Consider the following 22,885-nt stretch of genomic DNA (forward strand, 5'->3'; position numbering starts at 1 on the left):
TTGTTCAATGTAAAAAACCATTATAATTATTTTTTCCATTTTACTTTAGTTAAAATACTATATTGCATATATTTCCATCCCCTTATATGACAAATTTTCTAAAATTATCTTTTGGGTTTTTCTTGTAATTCCTTGATTTCCTTTTCTAACTCTATAATTTTATTTTCATATTTTTTCTTATATTTAGCTCCAGCTATTAAACAATATATTCCATATCCTATCACCCCTAGAATTATGAAAATAAGTAATGTATTAAATATTTGGAATATAAGTTCATATGAAATTCCTATTAGTGGCTCTGCATCCATTTTATCACTCCCCCCTTTTATGTTATATTCGATAAGTTCATTGAAACCTTTATAATTATTTTTTGATAACACTTAATTAAAATGGTATAAATTTCCATAGTTTTATTGTAATATAATTATATACTATGATTAAAATTTATGGAGGATTTATGAAGAAGCAACTTGGAATTTGTTTAATGACAGTATTTTGTACTATATTAGTTTTTACTTTAACTTTCAGCTTATTTCTTAAACCAGAAGATTCTGTGTTCACATCAAAAAACTCAAAATACATTACAAAAGAAAACAACTCCTTAGGTGTATATGAATACATACATGAACTTACACATGCTTTTATTAATGTAAACAAAGAAAATGTAAATATTATAGCTCCCACTAAAGAAGCCAGGAAATTAGGTAGCGAATTATGTGAATCTGAAATTTATAGTAAAGGAGATATGGATGCTTTTACAGAAATAGGCTATAGAATAGATAAAATCCAATATGGATTAATAGATGATGACACTATTACATTGCATAACCTAGCTGCAGAAAACTCTGGAAATAAAGATTGTATTGCAAATGGTTTAAATTATGAAATTATATATGAAATTGCACATGACAATAAATTTTTTGATGATAATGATAGAATTAACTATTATAATAATATTCAAGATAAACCTGGTTTTATTAAATAATGTAATTTAACCTAAAAGGCTATGATTTCATAATCATAGCCTTAATAAACTATTTTAAAACTCTACCCATTCAGTTAATAAATCATTTAAACTTTTTTCTAGATTATTCCTCTTCTCGTATACGCCTTGTAGTTCTTCATAATTAAAATTAATATTTTCAATACTTCCATCTAACTCTTGTATTTTAATTTCTAACTCTTCTATATCTTTTTCTAATTTACTTTTACTAATTTTAGATTCTGTTCTCAACGTAGCTTTTTCTACCTTTTTATCAAATTTTTTCTCTTCACTAATTTTATTTTTCAAACTCAACTCTTCACTTTTTTCTTTATAATATTCATAATCTCCATTCCAATTTAAAATTGAATTACCTTCTATAGACAATATTCTATGGCTAACTTTATTTATAAAGTATCTATCATGGGATACAAATAATATACTTCCCTTGAAATTTTTTAACACATGCTCTAAGTTATTTATACTTTCAATATCCAAGTGATTTGTTGGCTCATCAAGTACAAGTAAGTTTATATCAAAATAAAGTATCTTACTAAGCTTAAGCCTAGATTTCTCTCCACCTGAAAGAGACTTAACTTTTTTAAACACATCTTCTTTATAAAACATATATTTAGCCAAATACTCTCTTGCCTTCCCCTCTACTATAGTTATATCATCTCTAAACCAATCTAATATACTTTTATCTTCATCCTCAAACTCCACATTTTGTGGAAGATATCCTATTTTAGAACTATTTGCAACTTGCAAACTTCCACTATCTAACTTTTCAAGTTCTAAAATTATTTTTATAAGAGTTGATTTTCCACATCCATTTTTACCTATTAACGCTACATTCTCACCTTTTCTTATTAATATATCTATATTTTCAAATAACAGTTTATCTCCAAAAGATTTTCTCCCATCTTTTATTGATATTACATCTTGTGATTGCTTTGTATTATTTGTTATATTTATTTTCATATTATCTTTTTTCTTATTTGGATTTTCTAATTTTTCAATCTTGTCTAATCTCTTTTGCATACTTTGAGCTCTTTTCACAAATTTCTCATTTTCTCCATTACGTGAAAATACCTTCAACCTTTTTATAGATTCTTCCATAGAGTTTATTTTCTTTTGCTGTTCTTTATAGTGATGTGCATCTAACAATAAATTTTCTTCTTTCTGTTTAATATAACTTGAGTAATTTCCTATATAAATTTTGGATTCTAAGTTTTCTATCTCCACAACTTTAGTGACAACTCTATCTATGAAATATCTATCATGAGAAATTATAATTACACTTCCTAAATAATCATTCAAATAAGCTTCAAGCCATTCCACAGATTTCATATCAAGATGATTTGTAGGTTCATCTAATAAAAGTATATCTGGTTTTTCTACTAAAAGTTTTCCAAGCATTATCCTAGTTTTTTCGCCTCCACTTAAAGCATCAAACTCAGCTTCTAAAAGTTCATCACTTATACTCAACCCGGAACACACCTTTGAAATAGTAGTTTCTTTTTCATAACCACCTAAGTTTTCATATTCTACTTGCAACTTGCTATATTTTTCAAGAACCTTATTTATATCACAATCTACACTTTGCATCTTTAATTCTAATTTTCTTAGGTTTTTTTCTATGTCAATTAATTGAGGAAATCCTAAATTTAATATTTCTTTTACTTTATAATTTTCAAATTCTGGTATTTGCTCTAAATAACCTATTTTCAAACCTTTTCTTATTAATATGATTCCTCTATCTTTAACTTCTTTATTAACGATTATTTTGAATATACTACTTTTTCCACTACCATTTTTCCCTACTACAGCTACTCTTTCTTTACTTTTAACATCGAAATTTATATCTTTAAAAATTAAATTTGCCCCATAACTCTTTTCTAAATTTTTCACTTCTAATTCTATCATTATTAAAACCTCCATTAAAAATACCCAAGTAAATTCTCACTCGGGTTCAAAGGCATAACAAATTAATTTAAATTTGCATTCTAAAAAATCCGAGCAAGAATAAACTTGCCCGGATATATTTTTCTAACTTAATTTATATCTGGATTAAAATTTATAACTTACTCTATTGATTCAAATATTTAATTTTAGACGGACTTATCCAATTTGTAGCTTTATATGCTGAAATATTGAACGAATATTGTCTAATTTTAAACATTTTATCAACAAAGTAATTTTTCATTTTAACCCTCCTCTACATCATATTTTAATTATAGTATAGTATTACTTTTCTGAAAATTCAACTATTTCATTTCAGAAAAGTTTATTTAATAATATATGTTGTTCAATCATTATCTTTCCCTAAAATTAAATTAATATTCATACTTACTATATTGTTGTGAAATATCTTTGATATAACTTTTAAACTGTTCTCCACTTTTTGTTAGTTCATTTAAAACTCTGTCTCTACCCTTTTCACTATTAAACCAACTGTCTTTATTAATTCCACCTACATCACAAGGAGATATTATTATTTCTGCCTGAGGATATGCCCATTGATAATAAACAAAGCACCGTCTTGCATGAAAACTTTTACAACATACTATAGCTTTATTTATTTTTAACCCTAGTTTATCGGTAATTTCCCGAGACTTAAAAGCATTTTCATATGTATTTTCAGCCTTATCTTCTCTTAAAATTACTTTTTCATCAACTCCATTTATCAATAAAACCTTTCTTAAAAAATCCCACTCGCTTGCATAAATATCATTGTATTTATCTGATTTTGAAGATGGCTTCAAAAACATACCTCGTGTTTTGCTATATTTTCCTGATGGCAAAATTATTGGTGCATAATTATTAATCCAAAGTTTTGCTGCTCTTTCTGGTAACTCTGAATAAGATCCCCCAGGTATGAAAATAATATCTGAATTTTCTAAATCATTCTCAAGAAAAATAAAGTTTGTAATATCATCTATAGTTTTAATTTAAATCTCCTCCCAATTGTATATACTGCTATTAATTTTTCTAGGCTTCTTTGCATCAATAATTATAGATACCATACCTAACATATCCTTGCTGTTTCTAGTGTCAAATCTAAAAGAACGACCAATCTTTCCATCTGCTTCATTCCAATATTTATAGTTAAATATACCATCTTCATCACAATACTCCAATAACTCAACTTCAAATCCAGCTGCTCTAAATACTTCTGCAAAAGTCAAATAATCATATACTATCTTATGAGTATATGCTGGATGATCTTTTGAGCCAGGACCTCCTGCTTTAACCATATTCTGGTACCATTGATTTTTAAAATTCACATCAGGAACAGCAGCTCTTATGTATCCACCTTCTTTTAAAAAGTCATAACAATTTTTCGCTGCTATAACTCCTTCTTCTTTTGTCATATGTTCCCAAACATGTTCTGCTAGCATTGCATCGATAGTATTTTCTTCAAAATTTTTTTCAAAATCATTTCTATTTAATAAATTCAATTCATTTTCTTGAGTACTAACCCATCCTGAATAATTAGTTGCTCCTGCCCCTAAAATTATCTTCATTTTAATCCTCCAAATAAAAGTTAATTGTAAATTACAAATGAATTTATGTATTTAATAAACATATTTAAAGAATATCTCATCATCTGCATCATATTTTGTTTTTTGTTGAGTAAATCCTATTTTTTTGTACAAATCAACAGCTTTAGTGTTATTCGGATGTACACTTAGCCATACCTCATCTTTAGGTGCTTGGGATTTAATTAAATCTAATAATAATAGTAAAGCTTGTTTCGCATACCCCTTACCTTGGTAGTTATAATCAATCATAAATTTTAGTAAATTTAAATCTCCTTCTTCATCTAAAAGAATACATGCAAATCCAATAACAACATCATCATTGCACACCAAATATAGATTCATATCTGAATTATTTTTAATTTTATTTAACATATCGTCAAAATCTATATGAACATAGTTTTTTTGAAACTCTGTCATTTGTAAACTTTTTAAATCTTTTATGAACTTATTTTCTAATTTTTTTATTATTATCATATAACAGTTCACCTCTTCAATCTTAATAGTATTTAAATCCTGTTTATTTGTATTTAATATATTCTATTAATCTAAATCCAATACCTCCAAATATATCCTAATTTCATACAATCTTCATATATATATCCAATTAAAACTTATTAAATAAGTAAATATTTCTTTTTTAAATTTCAAAAAGGATATCTAAAATTATAGTTATTTTTAGATATCCTTTCATATTCCATCATATAAATTTCATTAAATTACACTCACTTATTTATTCTGATTTTCTTTATCTAAAACTTCTTGAACACCTTTTTGAGTATTTTTAATCATATCATCAAATGATTGTTTTTCTTGAACATATGAACTTATATTATCAACTATAACTTTATCCCATTTAGCAGTATCTACACTATTTGGAAGTGGCATTGCATCCTTTGCAACATCATAAACAACACTTACATCCAATCCTGTTTTATCCTTCATTACATCTCCATATAAATTTTGAACATTTTTATGTGACTGAGAAACTAAAGCCAACTCTGTATAAGTTTTCATAGATTCTTCACTTGACATATAATTTATAAATTTAAAAGCTTCATCTGGATGCTTAGAATTAGCTGATATAACATTTCCTACACCATGTATTACAGATTTTGTTTTAACATCTTCTTTTATCTCCGGTATTGGATATATTTCAAAGTTTCCTGCAACTTGTGCTTGTTCTTTATCTGAATATGTTAAAAGTGAATAAGAACCTGCTTGATAAGCTAAAGCTTTTTCTGATTTAAATAATGTTCCTGCTCCTGTTTCAAGTGTTACATCAAATGGACTATGTAAATCGCTTTTTACTAAATCAAGGTAAGTTTTATATCCATTAACACTTTCAGGTGTATCTATTAATGCTTTAGTTTTATCTTCATTTAAAACTTGTCCCCCCGCTAAAGCAATACCGTTAAATATTCCAAGTTGAGTATATTCTAACGTATTAGATGCAAATGGATAAATATCCTTTGGCAATTTTGCTTTTGCATCTTCTAACCAAGCTATCATTTCTTCCCAATTCCAATCTTTCTTAGGTTTTTCTATACCGTACTCTTCCATCATCTTTGTATTTAATAAAAGAACTGTATCATCCCAAAAACTTGGCATTGCATATTGCTTTCCATCAAAATTGTAAATGCTAGTTATACTTTCTAAGTATTGACTCATATCTATCTTATTTTCTTTTATATAATCATCCATTCCAACAAGCATACCTTCTTTTGCATAAGTCCCAAATCTTCTGGCATCTACCCAAAATACATCTGGAGCTGATCCCCCAGCGGCGGCTGTTTCCATCTTTGTCCAGTAATCGCCATTTGAAATAACCTCTAGCTGAATATCAATATTTGGATTTTCTTTTTCAAATCCTTCTATTAAAGTTTCAATTGCCTTTGTATGAGTGTTATCCCATGTTGAATATCTTAATGATACTTTTCCATCATCCCCTGTTGAACTACATGCCGTAAGCATCATCATAGATATAACCATAGAACTTGGCAAAAGCACTTTTTTCATAAGTTTTTTTAATCCCATTATAAAATCCCCCTTAAAATAATAATTAATACTAATTTATTTAATGTAATTAGGTTTATCATCTAAACTTATAGAGTCTTTATATTTACCTTCAGTTTCAAATATAACAATTTTATTTAATCCAGATTTAAGCAGTGGAGCAGGTATATATAAATAATTAGTAGGTCCAATATCCCAGAAACGACCTAGATTAAATCCATTTATAAAAGCTACCCCTTTTCCAAAACCTTCTGTATTTAAGAAAGTATCCCCTAATTCATTAACTTCAACTTCATACTCATAAAATGCCGGATTGTTTTCTTTGTAGTATCCGCTAAAATCAACTTTATCTATATTATCAAACTCTAAGCAGTAATGATCCCATCCCATATGTAAATGAATATCAATCATAACTCCACCTTTTATACCTTTTCTTTGAGATGGTGAAAGTAAGTTAGGTCCATAATTTACCCTTCCTATATTTTCAACTAAAACATCTAGTATATTATCATCTTCTTTATCTAATGATAATGTTTGATTTTCACTTACAAACTTTTCCTTGTACACAGTTGAATGATAATTTTCATTTATAAATACTTGTGCTCTATCATCCATCCCAACTAATTTAAATCTTTCTAAATCATTTCTTTTCCCAATATTAGAACGATATAATATATAACCATAATTTTGATCAAGAGCTTCCATATTTAAGGTTTCTTCACTATATATAGGTTTTGTAAGTTTGTCTAAAGTCGAAAACAAACTAACCTTATTTTTTAATTTGATATCTTTGTAAGAAACTTTATTTATAACTGTGCTAAGCTTAACTTCAGGAATTTCTATATATTTAGAAATTACTTCTTTAAACTTGTTATACTTCTCAGTAAACTCCCCATACTCATTTACTAAAGCATCATAATCATAGCTTGTAATTTGTGGAGATATTTCATCACGACAACAAGTTCCATTATAAAATCCAAAATTTGTTCCTCCATGATACATATACATATTTACATGTCCCATTTCTAACAAATCATTTAATTCATTTGCAGCATCTTGTGCATCTCGTCTTTTGAATTCCTCTCCCCAATTGCTAAACCATCCCATCCAAAATTCCATACACATCAAAGGTTTTTCTATATTATTTTTTTTCATAAATTCCTGAAGATATCCCAACTGGTCTTTTGATCTAGATCCAAAGTTTGCTGTTGGTAATATATCTTCATCTAGTATAGTTCCAGATTCTAAAACCTCTCTCCAAGCACCATCTGATGTAAATAAAGGAACTTCACATCCATATTTAATCATCATGTTTTTTAAGTTCTTTAAATAAGTTTTGTTATTTCCAAAAGAACCATATTCATTTTCAATTTGCATCATTATAACGGGTCCACCTTGTGTTGATTGTAGTGGAGATATATGTTTAAATAATTCCGCAAAATATCTATCAACGGCATTTAAAAATATCTCGCAGTTACTTCTAACTCGAATATTAGAATACTTTAAAAGCCACGCTGGAAGTCCTCCAAATTCCCATTCTGCACAAATATAGGGACTAGGTCTTAGTATTACATAAAGCCCTAACTCTTGTGCTATTTTAGTGAACTTAACTAAATCTTTGCATCCCTCAAACTCAAATACACCTTCTTTTGGCTCATGAAAATTCCAAGGTATATATGTTTCTACCGTATTACATCCTAACGCCTTTAACTTCTCAAGTCTATCAGTCCAATATTCAGGTACTACTCTAAAGTAATGTAATGCACCGGATATTATTTTAACCTTTTGATTATTAATGTAAAAATCTTCACGTATATCAAGTTTATACATTTGTTTTCCCCCCTATTTTCCCACTAATTTTTGATACACCTTATTTAATCGTAACATATTGTTATTTTCATGTATTTGTAAAAATCCACATAGTTTTTGTAATTTTCTGTTTTTTATAGAAAATTAATATAGAGTATATGTAATAATTGATTTCTTTTTACATATACTCTATATTGTTATTTAAATACATATAAAAATGGTAGTAATATAAAATATCACTACCATTTTTATGTGCATTTAAACTTTTAATTTTTATAACTTATTCTTTATCTATATAATTTAGCTTAATACTAGCCCTATTAGTAATTGGATTTCTTTCACCTTGTTCAACCCTAAAATAATCATTTTTACCAGGAAGTATAGTTAAAACCCCATACTTAAAATCTCCATTTTTAAAATTCATAGTATATGGTTTTAAATCATCATCTACTCCTGAATAAAAAACAACTTTATCTCCTTTCATAAGTATAACCTGTGATGTATGATCACTTTCACTAATTCTGAAAAACTCATATCCTACAGTATCATATATTTTTTTTCTAGGAGTACCTGGTTTAAATACATATCCCTTATCCCATTTTAGAGAGCTTATCTTTGATAGACTTATTTTCTCTCCTAATTTATTATTTAACTCGTATATACCCATATTAAGTTCTACCCCATTATCAAATAATTGCTTCAAGTTCTTCTTACTTTCCTCAAATTGAACTATATCACTAGACTTATCAGCAACAACCCAGCCATTTCTATTTTTTTCCAACTTGAAATTAATTTTTGATATGCACTCTCCATGTTTTCCCGGCTCTGTAACTATAACAGTTTCACCAGATTTGTTTTTATAATCATGTTGCTTAATCTGAACATGATTATGCCCTGCAACTATAGCATCAATTCCATCAACTTGTTGAGCTAAATCTTGTATTCTATTTCCTGGATGTTTTGGTTTTTCAGGCTTTTCACCTGTATGTGCAACAGCTACTATAACATCAGCCTTATCTTTATCTTGCATTACCTTGACCCATTTTTTAGCATCTTCTACTAAATCATTCATGTAAAGTTCTCCATGAAATTGCTTCTGATCCTTTAGTTCTAAGGATTTCGTAGGTACTAATTTATCACCTACCCGTTCTTTACTTTCTCCAACTTCTTTAATAGTAAGCCCTAAAATACCTAACTTTACAGTTCCCTCAGGAGTTTCAATTTCTTTTATAACATAAGGCTTTGTGTAACTATCTCCATTTTTCTTATATGTATTTGCTGATAAAACACTTATTCCTTGTTTTTCAAAATCAGCTATCATATTATCTAAAAGATATTTATCATGAACTAAAAACTCATGATTTCCAAGTGTTACAGTATCATATCCAGCTTTTTTCATTTCCTTTGCAATAGGTATATATCTATGAATAACTTCACCGTTTTTAATATCTTGGTATCCTTGGTCAAAGAATTTCAACATATCTTCAGATGTTCCAAATTCACTACCTAAAAAGTCTCCCGCATCCACTAAAGTTATATTTTTATCGTTATTTTTTTCATTTTCTACATATGAGTTTAATTCATATGGTATTACCCCATGTACATCTGTTGTTGCAAGTACATTTATATCTGCTGTTTTTGTAGAAGTACACCCTCCTATTAACAACATAGACATACCTAATACTCCACCTAATATTTTCTTTTTCATAAACTCAATTATTCCTTCCAGATATTATATGATTAATATAAATTGTAAATGTGTATAAACTAAGCTTGTTTATATATTAATTGTTTTTTAAATTTCATTCTAAATCTTATTAATAAAACTATATAAACTACAAGAGAAATTACTCCTACGTACAAAATCCCATTAAAAATACTACTAACTCTTAACACTGGACTATAATCTAATTTAACCTCATAACTTCCCCATTTACCATTTTTATTTGGAACGCCTATTTTATCTCCCCTCATAGCTAAAGATTTAGTTTGGTTTGAGTTATCACTATAGCTATAAACAGGTTTTTTATCAGGGTCTGGAGTTATCTCAAAATATCTTACATACTTAAATTCTTTATCTTTCAATAATTTTTCAATTTGATCTTTATATGTTTCTGGCTTATTTATATTTTTTTCATATTCAATTCTAGAAACTTCTCCACCTAATATAACTGGTATGTACTCTATTTTATCCATTAACCTATCACCATAAACCAGAGTTGCAAGTCCTACTATTACAGATAGTATAAATATATTTCTAAAAATGTTTATAAATCTCTTATTTAATTTTTCATTATCCTTTTTACTTTCATTAAGAGCCTTATGTAAATCCTTTAACATATCAGTCCCATCATCAAACTGATTTATAGCTTCAAGTTGCGCTTCTTCTTCTGAATATCCCTTAACCATAAAATCATTAGCTGATGTTTGTAAATGTCCTCTTAGCTCTTCTTTTAAGTCTTTAACTTCTTTACTTTTATCATTTGTATATAACGAATTTAAATATTCATCAATTATTTTCATAGCCTATCTTCTCCCCTTTAAAAATTGGTTCATTATATTTTGTACAAAGTCCCATTCTTGAATTTTTATGCCTAAAGCTACTTTTCCTTCATCTGTTATATTGTAATACTTTCTTCTACTTCCTGCGCCTTGCTCAGTACCCCAGTAAGATTTTATTAGCCCCTTAGACTCAAGTCTTTTAAGCGATACATACATTGTTCCATCTTTTAACTCAAATGTTGTTTTCTCTCTAACTATTTTTGCAATTTCATATCCATATGAATCTTTTTCATCCAAAATAGCTAAAATCAAAGTATCTATATGTCCTTTTAAAACTTCTTTATTTAATTCCATAGTATCACCTCCTTTTTTTGATATACCTCATTATGCGATGTATTTATATTTATATAATAATTCATAATACCTCGTAATGCAAGTGTAGTTTTAAAATTAATTAATAGAATATAAAAAAACCACATATATTTTATTTATAAGTGGTTTTTTATACTCATATCTAATAATACTTCTCCGTTTCCTAAGCATCTATAGTTGCATTGAATAAATTATACTGCTTACTTTTTCAAAATATCCCTCTTTTTTAAAATTCAATTTCTCTATCAAATTCTTGCTAGGTAAATTATCCGGATGTACCATAGCAACTATCTCATCATAACTTGTAAATCTCTCAAATATATAATTTATAAGTTCCTTTAAAGTTTCATATGCATACCCTTTTCTTTGGTATTTTGGAGAAATTGTATATCCTATTGTCACTGTTTTTTCTTTAAATGCTATAAAGATATCACCAATTAGTTGCTTATTTGCTTTTAATTCAATAGCAACTTGAATATTGTCTTCCTTTAACTCCTTATTTTTTTCATTTTCTATAAATTCTTTCAAATATTCTAATTCTGTATTTTCCCATCTTTGGTACCTTCCACATTCTTCATCATTTCTATATTCATATAAGCTATCTAAATCTTCAGATTTAAACTTTCTAAGTATTAATCTATCTGTTTCTAAAATCACAGTCATTTACATATTCTCCTTGTAAGATTATTTATTAAAGATATATTCATTTGCTATAATTGACATAACGATTAATGACTCATATTCACCATTATAAAAAATGCATTCCCTCAAAATTCCTTCCTCCTTAAGCCCTTGAGCTTTATATATATTTTGAGCTGTTCTGTTTTTCAATCTTACATCAAGCCAATATATTTATATATAATTGCTATATCAAAATACTAAAATACATTTTATATTTTAATTATTTTTAAATATATAATGATATCCACCATGTTGTGAGGTACATCAGCATCAACTTCACTAGGTTTTATAAAATCAATTCCTAAATTTATACCATATGTAACTCCTTTTTTTCCAGTACTAAAAGATGCTATTGCCAAATTCTTACCCAACTCTATTTTATGCACTCCTTCAGAAGCATTTTCAAGCATATTCCATGAAGATCCACTGTTTTCTATATTAATTTTAGATAAATCCATACCTTGGGATGTTGTAGCAATAAATTCACCTTTATCATTTTGACTAATATCAAATACTAATTTATTGTTATCAGTCTTATTGATTCCTACATTTAAATTGCCCTTATTGTTTTTTATCTCAATCTCGCTATCCAATACATTACTACTTTTTTTAAATTTCCCATCATTATATTCTTCTGACATAATACTAACTCGATATATTCCTTTATCTAAATTGTCTAGATTATAAATTCCCATAGAGTTTCCTGCTAGTCGTTCTTTTATTTGTTCTTTTGGTTCAACGCTCTCCTTTTTTATAGTAATACCTTCTTTTTTTGTACAACCCATAAGACCTAATATTCCTATAATTATAAATATGCCCCAAATTTTCTTCAAAATTTTCCCTCCTAAAAATCAATGTCTATTTATTTTATATAAAATTCTACTTATATATTTTAATATCCTTTCATATACACGCAAAAAGCTGCAATTTTGTAAATTCACAAAATTACAGCTTTATAAACTTCTGATTTATTTAATATTTTTTAATTAAAGTGCTTTCTCAATTATCTTACGACTTATATCTAAAGTTAAATCTCCTGTTTCAGATAAATTAGTCATTCCATGGTTCTCAAGTGCATCTACAACAGTATCTACATCAGACTCTTTAAGTCCGTAAGCTGATAAATGAGTAGGTATATCTAGACTTTCAAAGAATTCACGAGTCTTACTTATAACTAAATCTATCTTCTCATCATCAGTACCATCTTTTATATCCCATACACGCTCAGCATACTGAACTAGCTTAGCTCCTTTTTCTTTTCTTCTAACTTCCCAAAGTGCAGGAAGCACAGTAGCTAAAGTTTTAGCATGATCTATTCCAAATAAAGCAGTTAACTCATGACCTATCTTATGAGTTGTCCAGTCTTGTGGCACTCCAGCAGCTATAAGTCCATTAAGACCCATTGTCGCACACCAAACAAGATTTGCTCTTAAGTCATAATCAGTAGGATTATCTATAGTGTCTCTTCCTATTTCTATTAAAGTTTTTAAAATCCCTTCAGCTGTTCTATCTTGGAATCTTGCATCTACAGGATAAGTTGCATATTGCTCTAAAACATGTATATATGTGTCAACTACACCATTTGCAACTTGAGTTTTAGGCAGCGTATATGTTAAAGTCGGGTCTAAAATCGAAAACGTAGGGAATGATAATGGACTTCTTACAGAAAACTTCCCTCCATTATATGTAATAACTGCTCCCCCATTCATTTCTGAACCTGTTGCAGGTAAAGTAACTACAGTTCCTATAGGTAATGCCTTTGAAACTGGTACTGGTGTAAATCCGTAATTTAGTAAATCAGCTTTATTATCACCATCATAATTAGCTGCTAAGTTTACAAACTTAGTCCCATCCATTACAGACCCACCACCAACAGCTAATAAAAAGTCTATGTTCTCTTTTTTAACTACCTCTGCTGCTTTTATAAGTGTTTCATATCTAGGATTTGGTTCAATTCCAGAAAACTCAAATACTTCACGATCTTTTAAAGCTTCCTTTACCTTATCTAGTGTACCAAATTTTTTAATACTTCCACCACCATAAAGCACTAATACTCTAGCATCTACTGGTATTAATTTGTTTAATTCCTCTATTTTATCTTTTCCAAAGACTATTTTAGTTGGGTTATGAAAAGTAAAATCTAACATGTTTATCACTCCTTGTTATTTATGTATGTATTTATAATACCATACTACATTTTATTAATCTTATATTTTAATACCCTAATTTAAAATATTTCCAAATATAAAGTTGACAATTATTTTCATATACTTTATTATGTTAATAGTTAAATCTATTCAATATATTAACAATAGAAATGAGATGATGTTATAATGAAAAAAAATATTAACTTGATAGGACAGTTCAAAACTGACTGGATTAGATACAGCGATTATGAAGTAAAAATCAATGAAAACGGAAATAAATACATATGCCCAACTACAAATGCTTATTTTACTATGTATAATCCTTTTGATAATGCAAATGAAATGATATTTGATTTAATAGAATTAGGAGATAATGCGCTAGATAGCACTACAGAAGAATATATGCTTGAAAATAAAGTAATTATATTTGCAAAGAAATACGGCTTACTAGGATTAGTATCGTCAAGTGTATATAATAGAAATATAATAGGCGAAGAAAAAGTACTTTTCACTGAAAATAATATTATACAAAAACAAGGTATAATGGATGTAGAAAATTATTTAAACTTATTTTTACCATTTTCAACTAAGGAAGAAATTCATATAAGAGAATATGGTAAACATTTAGCAATATTTAAATTAGAAGATTCTCCTAAGTTTTATGGAAAAAGACCACTTATTTTAGACCTTGTATTTTCAAAATTTTATTGTGAAGAAGTAAATTGGATTTTAGATTTTGCTAAAAATATTTCTACTCATATAAACCAATTACTTATTTACAAAAATGCTAACTTAACAGAAACTGTCACAATAATGGCTGGTAAATTTAAAGCGGAAAAAATAGGTATAACCATAGGTATGTTAAACAAACCTGTACTTGAATGGGAATTTGATTCACTTAAAACTACCCTAGAAACTATTTATGCTTTTGCCGTAACTGATGAAAGTAATATATTAAGTAGATGTGAATATTGTAAAAATGTATTTATAGGTAAAAGTGAAAGAGAAAAATACTGTAGTCCTTCATGCAGAAACTGTTCTAACGTTATTAAAAGTAGAAATAAAAAGAAAGCTTTAAAAGCTAAATCTGAAGTAAAGGATAGTAATTTAAAAATGAATAAAAATGAAAAATCAAAAAAAGAAAATATACTAGAATACAAGGAACGTACTGTATCCGGTGGTGTATATAAAATAACTAATACTAAAAACGGTAAATACTTATTAACGCATGACATAGATTTGAAAAGTACTAAAAATAGATTTAACTTTTCAATGAAAACAGGTAGTTGTATGCATCTTAAAATGCAAAAGGATTTTAAAGAATTTGGAGCTAATGTTTTTGAGTTTGAAATTTTAGAAGAAATAGATATGAAAGAAACTCAAAGTAAAAAAGATTTTAAAGAAGACTTGAAAGTTTTAGAAGAAATGTGGGCTGAAAAATTTGAGCCATCTAATAGATATTAATTAAATTTTTTAAGGACACTACAAAAGTATCTATTTTGTAGTGTCCTATTTTTTTAAAATTCCTGACAAATCAATACATTATGCTAATTGTGTATTATATGTTTGTTATAGATTTTTTATTTTTTATATGTATAGTCTTTATTAGCTTCAAAACAAAATATAATACAAAAGCTACTGTGTATATACTTAATTTAATTATATCTATTTCATTATCATTAAGAAGTGCAAGTACTATATGTATGTATGTTAAAATATAAAATGGATACGCCCATCTTTGTAAATTTTTCCATTCAATATATTTCATTTTAGCTCTTACTTTTTTAAGTGATGTAATAAATAATGGAATCATTATTATAAACGCTATTAATCCAACTATTAAATACACTATATATAATATACTTATAGGCTTATTAGCCAATAATTTATCTATAAAACGAACAAAATACATTACTCCATGAGGAACAATAAGTATACATGCTAGTATAGCTGATTCTGCTCTTATACTTAATAATTTTTTAGTTAACTTCCATCTAGGAGTCAATGCCCCTGCAAACATTACAAGTAGGAAAAATGCTATCGAAACATTACCTTTCATAAAAGCTTTTTCAAACTCTCCTATAAATCCTTGTAATTTTGTATCTGTTATTAATCTGTAGATCTCATATATTATTGTCATTCCTGATAGCACTGAGGCTATCATATAATAAACTTTAGAATTTTTTCTTATGCTTGATGTAAAAATTAGTGCTAATGCCACTACAATTATTAATGAATAAACTAATCGCATATCGACTCTCCTTTTTATTTTATAATGATTATTACTACTTAGTGATAATTAATTTCATTAGATATTTTATTATAACTAAAAAACTTTGTCAACATGTTTATTGAAATTAATTATCATTTTTAAATATAAAAAAGCATCCCTATACAATTTAAAATTGTATAGGGATGCTTTTTCTGCTTGAAAACTTTTTAAATGTCTCCATTTATCAAATAATATTATTTATTAGCTTTAACTGAAGCAGACATAATATACTCTCCTACGTTTAAATTTTGTCCCCACTTTTCTTCGTATTCTTTAGAAACAGGTACTACATCTATTTTAATGTTCTTAAATCCTGATTTCACTAAATAAAATTCTAAATCTTCAACTGAAGATGCACCTGTAACTCAGCCACAATATAAGCTTTCATCTTGTTTCATTTCCTGAGTTAAATCTTTCATAAGAACTATATCCGATATAGACAATCTCCCCCCATATTTTAAAACACGGTAAGCCTCATCATATACCCTTTGTTTATTAGGAGATAAATTTATAACACAATTTGAAATTATAACATCCACAATATTATCTGCTACTGGTAAATTCTCAATTTCACCTAATCTAAAATCTATATTTTTATAATTATTACTTATTACACTATTTCTAGACTCACTTATCATTTCTGGTGTCATGTCCACACCTATAACTAACCCTGTATCTCCTACTTTTTTAGAAGCTAAAAAACAATCAAACCCAGCTCCACTACCTAAATCAAGTACAGTTTCTCCATCAGTTATATTTGCAACTAAATGAGGATTTCCGCATCCTAACCCTAAGTTAGAATCTTTCGGTACAATATTTATATCTTCATTAGAGTATCCTATACTCTTAGATACAGTATCTCCACAACATCTAGTACTAGATTCCTTTTTTATAATCTTGCTATAACTATCCCTAACCATATTTTTTAAATCTCCGCTATTAATATCTTTCATATTACAAGTACCACCTCTTTATAATTTTATATAAATATAGAATATTATATGTCCACAAACTTTAACGTTCAAATATTGTAACTTCCTTATATTCCTATAATATTCTAAAATAAATGCTTTGTAAACCTTTAAATCAAAAAAAATTGATGTTAATAGTATATACAAATTATATACTATTTTTTCTACTATATTTTCTTTTTCAACAATAAAAAAAGAAAACCAAACAAATCAAATTTAGATTTCATAATATAAATTGACTGACTTTGATATAAATTCAAAGTAGTCTTATCTCCTTAGGGAGATCTGTTTTAAATCTAAAGATTGATTTTTTTAGTTTTCTATAATATATATATACCTCATTTTATTAATCTTAAACATAAATATATAAACTTTTTAAAATAGAGTTATCTAAACACAATTAGAAATAGATAACTCTATTTAATTTTATCTATTTGTCGGTAGATCCAAATCCACCGATTCTAACTTCACCAGTTTCAAAATCATCTCCATCAGCTAAAAGTATCGGCATAAACAAAGCTTGACCTATCCCATCTCCTACTTTAACTTCCCAAGTTTTATTTCCTCTATTAACTAACTTTATAAAGTAATGTCCTTCATTAGATTCACAATTGTAGTAATCTCCATCACCTATACCAACTGTATTTGCTAATTGTATTTGATATTTAAATCCCATACCACTTCTTGGATATATTGCTAGCATTTCTCCCATTTGCATATAAGCTTTAAACCCTGTTGGTATAACTATATCTTCTCCTGGCTCTAGTATAAAGTTTAATGTACTTTTTATATCATACCCAGCAGCAAACTTAGTTGCTCTATTAGGTAATGTTAACTCCTCATATGCTATATCTGCCTTTGTTTTTTCAAATTCTGCTTTACTAACTAATTCAAATCCTCTTATTTTCATTTTGTTTCTCCTTTAAAAATATCTTTAATATTCATAATACCATATCTAATTTTTTATAACAAACTAAAAAAAGCCAATCTAAAGTATACAACTTAAGAATGGCTTTTTCTAAAACTATTGTTCTAAATCTTTTAATAGTCCTTTATTAACTCCCTTGTAAAGTATAATAAAAGCTATTAAAAAAGCTATACTGGCTGCAAAAAACGCTACTACTATTGATGCATACTTCATAAGTATTCCCGAGGCAATAGTCCCTATCATTATTCCTAGAGTCATTAAAGTTGAAGTCAACCCATTTATCTTTCCTAAGTACTCTTGATCCGTAACCTTTGTTATAAGTGCCATAACGTATCCACTTAAAATGCCACCTAAAATATTATCTATAAATTGTAATGACATAGTTAATACAGGACTTGTAGAATACCCCTCAAAAAATACAGTAACTGTAAATACGCCAATAAGAGTATACAGTATTTTCATATTCATATATTTTGAAATAACTAAATATATTACTCCTCCCACAATTACTCCAAACCCTGCAATTCCAGAGAAAAATTGATAGAACTCTTGACTTAATCCAAGTCTTTCTGTAACTAAGAATATATCTAAATTATTAGCTATTCCCATTGCAAAGGCTACTATAAAAAACATCCTAGACAATAATTTTAATATATCTTTTTTATTTAAATATTCAAAGGTTAATTTTATATCTTCAATAAATCCATTACTTTTTATCTTCTCAAACTTTTTATTAGGTAATGTTAATATCAAAACTATAGATATTAAAAATAACACAGATATAATCATAAGGGTTTTATCAATACCAAATTTAAAATAAAATTGTGATCCTATAAAAGGTCCTATAACGAAAAATCCTGAGCTTAAAAGTTGCGATATACCTACTGCTTTTTCTATCATATGTTCATCTACATATTCTTTAAAATATTTTTGAGATGATGGATATGAAAATTGAGTAACACTAGCTGAAATTAAGACAACTATAAATATAGCACCTATATATCCATTTGATATAGCTATTCCAAGCATTATAAATGATATAAAGCTAAATAAATCACCTAAAAACATAAGTTTTTTAGGATTGTATCTATCAGCTATTATCCCACCTATAAAAGTAAGTAAAAACATAGGCAAAAACTCTATAAAGTTAAGCCCAGATATAGCTAAAGGATCATTATTAGTCAAATCCATAACAAAAAACATTATAGCAATGTTTCTTATCCATATAGCCATTTGTTGTATTATATCTGTTATTAAAATCGTTACAAATACTTTGTTTTTTATTAAATCCAAAATATACCTCCCTAAACTCTTTAATGAGTTTATTCTAGAGTGTGGAGCTACTCTACTGTCAACGATTTATTTTATATTCAATAGTATTTCTACAAAATACTTTTCACCTTCACTTTTTTTAGGAATATAAAAATCGCATTTTATAAATAATTCTTCAGTTTCTTCTCCATTAAAATACTTATTAAGTAAAATTAAATATTCATCTAACTCTACTGAACTCCCATAAAATTTAACACATATAAATTTTCCTAATATATTTTTTTCAATTAAATCCAAATTTTTATTTATGTATTTTTTAGCTATATGCGCATTTCTCTTTTCTTCTTTAACAAATAGAATACTTTCATCTTCTTTTATATTATTATCTTTGTTGATACTATATAAAGAGTAATAACATTCTTCATTCATACATTCTATATTTTCATCTAAATACTCTACATACTGCTTGCTATGCTCTGTTCCTAATATTTTTTTCATTTCAACACCATAAAACTTATATTTTCCATCAAATATTTTTATAGTTTCAAAATTATATTCATTTTTATAATTTATTATAGTTTCTAAAATTTCATCCCATTTTGAAAGTTGTTTTTGTTTTCTTTTTAAAGACTCTATTTTTTCTTCTATTAATTTTTCTTGTTTGTTTATTAACGCCTTATATTCATACAAATCTTCACTTTCTATAGTTTCTTTTATAGAAGCTAATGATATATCTAAGTCCTTAGTCGCAAGTATTAAGTTTAACTGATCTATATGCTCCTGCGAGTAATATCTGTATCCATTTAATTGATTCACTTCCGGCTTTAAGATACCTAACTTATCATAATGCCTTAGTGTATCTTTACTTATATTAAATAATTTACTAACCTGACCTGTTGAAAGTTTCATATTATCACCTCAAAATAATTATAGACTATGGAGTAACTCCATAGTCTATAATTATTTATATTTTAATTTATTATAAGTTGCTTATTAATTTGCTACATTCATTTTCTATATCTTCTATATACTCATGTATAAAGATTCCATTACCGCAAGCATATATTCCATCTCTTGAAGTCATCAAATTATCATTAACTTCAGGTCCCGTAGTTGATGGATTTAACTTAATATCACTTCTCATTGCTACTAACCCATCTGAAAGCATAGGATTTGCAAAAATTAAAGTGTCACATTTTACTAATTCTTCTTTGTTGTCTTTACCTAATTTAATACTAGTAATTCTACCCTCTCCATAAATAGCTTCAATGCTATAGTTATCATATATTTTATCTGTTAATCCATAAGTATTTACATTTTTATTATTAGTTATTATACCTAATACATCTATATTTTTATCTTGTAGTTCTTCTTGTATCATATATAAAGTAGCATTACCTGCTATAAGAATTTTCTTACCTGGTATCATATTTTCCAAGCTAAATATCTTTTTAGCCATACCTACTGTAAGAATACCAGAACATCTATCACCTACCATGTTTACAGCTTTTCTAGCACCTTCTTTACCACCATTAGATAATATTATATTTTTACCTTTTATCTTTTCAATTCCATTTAATGAACTTGTACAAATTACTTCATTATTTGCTTCTACTTTTAAAACCATTGTATTTAACTGTATATCAATTTTACAATCATCTAACTTTTGTAATAAAATTTTTTTATATTCTTTTCCTGTTATAGTTTTTTCTTTACCTATATTATAGTTTCCTACATTTAAAGCTCCACCTAATACAGGATCTTTTTCTATTAATAGTATATCTTTTATTCCTTTTTTATAAGCGTCTATAGCACATAATATACCCGCCGCTCCACCGCCAACTATAATTAAGTCATATTTTCTCATGATTAAACCTCCTTATATCCAACAACTGTAGAAGATTTGCAGTTTTTGTTTACTTTACTAATATCTATTACTAATTCCTTACTTAATATCATACTTATAGGTATCATACATCCGCTGCCTTGACATCCACCCATCATAGCACGAGTTCTTCTTTTTATTCCATCTAATGTAGTTGCACCTAAAGGTCTTTTTATAGAATCTATAATTTCACCTTCTGTTACAAATTCACACTTACATACCATCTTTCCATAAGCTGGATTTTTAGCGATTAATTTATTTCTATCCTCTATACTTAACTCACTCATTCTAATCATTTTAGTTCTAGTTTCTTTAAAGTTTTCTTTTTCTTTTAAATTCATATTTTTAGAAACTATATCTAATACATACTTAGCAATTGCAGGTGCTGCTGTCAAACCTGGTGAATCTATCCCGATTACATTTATAAAGTTTTTAGCATCCTCAGCTTCTTCAATTATAAAATCTCCACTACAAATCTTAGGTCTTAATCCACTAAAAGTATTTAACATCCTTGCTACTGGCATATCTTTTATTGTCTTTTGACTTTTCTCAAGTATTTCATCTATACCTTCTCTAGAAGTTTCTAAACTATCACTAGCCTTTGCATTTGGTCCTATTAAAAGATTTCCATCTGCTGTTGGTGTAACTAACACTCCTTTACTTAGCTTAGTTGGTACTTGGAATAAAGTCTTTTCACATAAACTTCCTGCTACTTTATCAAATAAACAATATTCTCCTTTTACAGGTTCTATTTCATATTTATGTTCACTTACTAAATAGTTTATATATTCCCCACCTAAACCAGCTGCATTTATAACTATCTTACTTTCTATAACTCTTTTATTTTCTAATGTTACTTTATATACTCCGTTGTTTTTAGCTATATCTACAACAGCTTGTCCTAATACAAAATCAACTCCGTTTTCAACTGCACTTTCTCCAAATGCTAAAGTCATTTCATAAGGACTTACTATAGCAGAACTTTTTACATATAAAGCTCCTACTACATTTTTATTTATATTTTTTTCTAAGTTTAAAACTTCTTCTCTATTTAAAATTTCTAAATTTTCCACTCCAAGTTCTTCACCATTAGCTTTTAATTCTTTTACTATATTAAGTTCATCTTCACTAAACGCTAATACTAAAGCTCCATTTCTTTTAAAAGGAAATTGTAGTTTACTAGCTAAATCATCCATCATTTTATTACCTTCTAAATTAAGTTTAGCCTTTAAAGTCCCTTTTTTTTCGTTATATCCTCCATGTATGATTCCACTATTAGCTTTTGATATTCCTTCTGCCACATCTTCATTTTTATCAATTACAACCACATCTAAATCATATTTTGATAATTCTCTGGCTATAGCACATCCTACTACACCTGCTCCTATTACAGTAATGTCTCTCATATTACTTCCTCCTTTTGTAAAGAGCTTATATATATAAATTGTTAATTTTTATCTGTTTTAATTTCATTTTTATTATATACCCAAATTCACTATAAGTAAA

General features: G+C 27.3%; 22 protein-coding genes. 2 read left to right on the top strand and 20 right to left on the bottom strand.

Annotated elements, in window-relative coordinates:
* Positions 1–104: 104 nt before the first annotated feature.
* Complete coding sequence (locus tag ACRCYC_RS09385) at positions 105–308, bottom strand: hypothetical protein (RefSeq protein ID WP_438618866.1); 204 nt, start codon at positions 306–308, stop codon at positions 105–107.
* A 149-nt stretch (positions 309–457) separates the two neighbouring features.
* Between ACRCYC_RS09385 and ACRCYC_RS09390 the strand changes: the two genes are divergently transcribed.
* A complete protein-coding gene (locus ACRCYC_RS09390; protein ID WP_438618867.1) occupies positions 458–985 on the top strand; it encodes a hypothetical protein in 528 nt (175 codons plus the stop codon).
* Positions 986–1,039: 54 nt separating this feature from the next.
* Here the strand turns inward: ACRCYC_RS09390 and abc-f are convergent, their stop codons facing one another.
* The 12 genes from abc-f to ACRCYC_RS09450 form a co-directional block, all read right to left on the bottom strand.
* The gene (abc-f, locus tag ACRCYC_RS09395; RefSeq protein ID WP_438618868.1) at positions 1,040–2,908 is read right to left on the bottom strand and encodes a ribosomal protection-like ABC-F family protein; all 1,869 of its coding nucleotides are present in this window, start codon (positions 2,906–2,908) and stop codon (positions 1,040–1,042) included.
* Positions 2,909–3,318: 410 nt separating this feature from the next.
* Entirely contained in the window at positions 3,319–3,933 is a 615-nt protein-coding gene (locus tag ACRCYC_RS09400) for a YdcF family protein (RefSeq protein ID WP_438618908.1), read from the bottom strand.
* Positions 3,934–4,509, bottom strand: coding sequence for a class I SAM-dependent methyltransferase (locus ACRCYC_RS09405; RefSeq protein WP_438618869.1), 576 nt, complete (start codon positions 4,507–4,509; stop codon positions 3,934–3,936).
* 51 nt (positions 4,510–4,560) lie between these two features.
* Positions 4,561–5,001, bottom strand: coding sequence for a GNAT family N-acetyltransferase (locus tag ACRCYC_RS09410; protein WP_438618871.1), 441 nt, complete (start codon positions 4,999–5,001; stop codon positions 4,561–4,563).
* Between the two features lie 252 nt (positions 5,002–5,253).
* Complete coding sequence (locus ACRCYC_RS09415) at positions 5,254–6,561, bottom strand: ABC transporter substrate-binding protein (RefSeq protein ID WP_438618872.1); 1,308 nt, start codon at positions 6,559–6,561, stop codon at positions 5,254–5,256.
* Between the two features lie 36 nt (positions 6,562–6,597).
* The gene (locus ACRCYC_RS09420; RefSeq protein WP_438618873.1) at positions 6,598–8,370 is read right to left on the bottom strand and encodes a glycoside hydrolase family 35 protein; all 1,773 of its coding nucleotides are present in this window, start codon (positions 8,368–8,370) and stop codon (positions 6,598–6,600) included.
* 259 nt (positions 8,371–8,629) lie between these two features.
* Positions 8,630–10,057: a metallophosphoesterase gene (locus tag ACRCYC_RS09425; RefSeq protein WP_438618874.1), complete on the bottom strand. Its 1,428-nt coding sequence runs from the start codon at positions 10,055–10,057 to the stop codon at positions 8,630–8,632.
* Between the two features lie 59 nt (positions 10,058–10,116).
* Complete coding sequence (locus ACRCYC_RS09430; protein WP_438618876.1) at positions 10,117–10,872, bottom strand: permease prefix domain 1-containing protein; 756 nt, start codon at positions 10,870–10,872, stop codon at positions 10,117–10,119.
* Positions 10,873–10,875: 3 nt separating this feature from the next.
* Positions 10,876–11,205, bottom strand: a complete 330-nt coding sequence (locus ACRCYC_RS09435) for a PadR family transcriptional regulator (protein ID WP_438618877.1) — start codon at positions 11,203–11,205, stop codon at positions 10,876–10,878.
* Between the two features lie 189 nt (positions 11,206–11,394).
* A complete protein-coding gene (locus tag ACRCYC_RS09440; RefSeq protein WP_438618878.1) occupies positions 11,395–11,886 on the bottom strand; it encodes a GNAT family N-acetyltransferase in 492 nt (163 codons plus the stop codon).
* A 227-nt stretch (positions 11,887–12,113) separates the two neighbouring features.
* Positions 12,114–12,737 (bottom strand): hypothetical protein, encoded by a 624-nt coding sequence (locus ACRCYC_RS09445; RefSeq protein WP_438618879.1) that lies wholly within the window; start codon positions 12,735–12,737, stop codon positions 12,114–12,116.
* 153 nt (positions 12,738–12,890) lie between these two features.
* Complete coding sequence (locus ACRCYC_RS09450) at positions 12,891–14,051, bottom strand: iron-containing alcohol dehydrogenase (protein ID WP_438618880.1); 1,161 nt, start codon at positions 14,049–14,051, stop codon at positions 12,891–12,893.
* A 186-nt stretch (positions 14,052–14,237) separates the two neighbouring features.
* Here ACRCYC_RS09450 and ACRCYC_RS09455 point away from each other — a divergent pair, with 186 nt between their 5' ends.
* On the top strand, positions 14,238–15,515 hold the full coding sequence (locus ACRCYC_RS09455) for a GIY-YIG nuclease family protein (RefSeq protein ID WP_438618881.1): 1,278 nt from the start codon (positions 14,238–14,240) through the stop codon (positions 15,513–15,515).
* Positions 15,516–15,609: 94 nt separating this feature from the next.
* On the opposite strand, the gene ACRCYC_RS09460 is transcribed toward ACRCYC_RS09455, so the two are convergent.
* From ACRCYC_RS09460 to ACRCYC_RS09490, 7 genes are all read right to left on the bottom strand, one after another.
* Entirely contained in the window at positions 15,610–16,302 is a 693-nt protein-coding gene (locus ACRCYC_RS09460) for a ferric reductase-like transmembrane domain-containing protein (RefSeq protein ID WP_438618882.1), read from the bottom strand.
* Between the two features lie 215 nt (positions 16,303–16,517).
* Positions 16,518–17,276 (bottom strand): arsenite methyltransferase, encoded by a 759-nt coding sequence (gene arsM / locus ACRCYC_RS09465; protein WP_438618884.1) that lies wholly within the window; start codon positions 17,274–17,276, stop codon positions 16,518–16,520.
* A 448-nt stretch (positions 17,277–17,724) separates the two neighbouring features.
* Positions 17,725–18,204 (bottom strand): hypothetical protein, encoded by a 480-nt coding sequence (locus ACRCYC_RS09470; RefSeq protein WP_438618886.1) that lies wholly within the window; start codon positions 18,202–18,204, stop codon positions 17,725–17,727.
* A 114-nt stretch (positions 18,205–18,318) separates the two neighbouring features.
* Positions 18,319–19,581: an MFS transporter gene (locus tag ACRCYC_RS09475; RefSeq protein ID WP_438618909.1), complete on the bottom strand. Its 1,263-nt coding sequence runs from the start codon at positions 19,579–19,581 to the stop codon at positions 18,319–18,321.
* Positions 19,582–20,403: a MerR family transcriptional regulator gene (locus ACRCYC_RS09480; RefSeq protein ID WP_438618887.1), complete on the bottom strand. Its 822-nt coding sequence runs from the start codon at positions 20,401–20,403 to the stop codon at positions 19,582–19,584.
* A 70-nt stretch (positions 20,404–20,473) separates the two neighbouring features.
* Positions 20,474–21,361 carry an FAD-binding protein gene (locus ACRCYC_RS09485; RefSeq protein ID WP_438618888.1) on the bottom strand — a complete coding sequence of 296 codons (888 nt, stop codon included), beginning with the start codon at positions 21,359–21,361 and terminating at the stop codon, positions 20,474–20,476.
* 2 nt (positions 21,362–21,363) lie between these two features.
* Positions 21,364–22,785, bottom strand: coding sequence for an NAD(P)/FAD-dependent oxidoreductase (locus ACRCYC_RS09490; RefSeq protein WP_438618889.1), 1,422 nt, complete (start codon positions 22,783–22,785; stop codon positions 21,364–21,366).
* Between the last annotated feature and the right edge of the window lie 100 nt (positions 22,786–22,885).

The sequence above is a fragment of the Paraclostridium sp. genome (assembly GCF_051657365.1).
Lineage (GTDB): Bacteria > Bacillota > Clostridia > Peptostreptococcales > Peptostreptococcaceae > Paraclostridium.

Bases quoted from the DNA above. Each gene is read 5' to 3' on its own strand.
- ACRCYC_RS09490 (WP_438618889.1), bottom strand. From the start codon at position 22,785: ATGAGAGACATTACTGTAATAGGAGCAGGTGTAGTAGGATGTGCTATA.
- ACRCYC_RS09390 (WP_438618867.1), top strand. From the start codon at position 458: ATGAAGAAGCAACTTGGAATTTGTTTAATGACAGTATTTTGTACTATA.
- ACRCYC_RS09385 (WP_438618866.1), bottom strand. From the start codon at position 308: ATGGATGCAGAGCCACTAATAGGAATTTCATATGAACTTATATTCCAA.
- ACRCYC_RS09430 (WP_438618876.1), bottom strand. From the start codon at position 10,872: ATGAAAATAATTGATGAATATTTAAATTCGTTATATACAAATGATAAA.
- ACRCYC_RS09470 (WP_438618886.1), bottom strand. From the start codon at position 18,204: ATGAAAATAAGAGGATTTGAATTAGTTAGTAAAGCAGAATTTGAAAAA.
- ACRCYC_RS09450 (WP_438618880.1), bottom strand. From the start codon at position 14,051: ATGTTAGATTTTACTTTTCATAACCCAACTAAAATAGTCTTTGGAAAA.
- ACRCYC_RS09420 (WP_438618873.1), bottom strand. From the start codon at position 8,370: ATGTATAAACTTGATATACGTGAAGATTTTTACATTAATAATCAAAAG.
- ACRCYC_RS09455 (WP_438618881.1), top strand. From the start codon at position 14,238: ATGAAAAAAAATATTAACTTGATAGGACAGTTCAAAACTGACTGGATT.
- ACRCYC_RS09410 (WP_438618871.1), bottom strand. From the start codon at position 5,001: ATGATAATAATAAAAAAATTAGAAAATAAGTTCATAAAAGATTTAAAA.
- ACRCYC_RS09425 (WP_438618874.1), bottom strand. From the start codon at position 10,057: ATGAAAAAGAAAATATTAGGTGGAGTATTAGGTATGTCTATGTTGTTA.
- ACRCYC_RS09440 (WP_438618878.1), bottom strand. From the start codon at position 11,886: ATGACTGTGATTTTAGAAACAGATAGATTAATACTTAGAAAGTTTAAA.
- abc-f (WP_438618868.1), bottom strand. From the start codon at position 2,908: ATGATAGAATTAGAAGTGAAAAATTTAGAAAAGAGTTATGGGGCAAAT.
- ACRCYC_RS09485 (WP_438618888.1), bottom strand. From the start codon at position 21,361: ATGAGAAAATATGACTTAATTATAGTTGGCGGTGGAGCGGCGGGTATA.
- ACRCYC_RS09415 (WP_438618872.1), bottom strand. From the start codon at position 6,561: ATGGGATTAAAAAAACTTATGAAAAAAGTGCTTTTGCCAAGTTCTATG.
- ACRCYC_RS09480 (WP_438618887.1), bottom strand. From the start codon at position 20,403: ATGAAACTTTCAACAGGTCAGGTTAGTAAATTATTTAATATAAGTAAA.
- ACRCYC_RS09405 (WP_438618869.1), bottom strand. From the start codon at position 4,509: ATGAAGATAATTTTAGGGGCAGGAGCAACTAATTATTCAGGATGGGTT.
- ACRCYC_RS09435 (WP_438618877.1), bottom strand. From the start codon at position 11,205: ATGGAATTAAATAAAGAAGTTTTAAAAGGACATATAGATACTTTGATT.
- ACRCYC_RS09460 (WP_438618882.1), bottom strand. From the start codon at position 16,302: ATGCGATTAGTTTATTCATTAATAATTGTAGTGGCATTAGCACTAATT.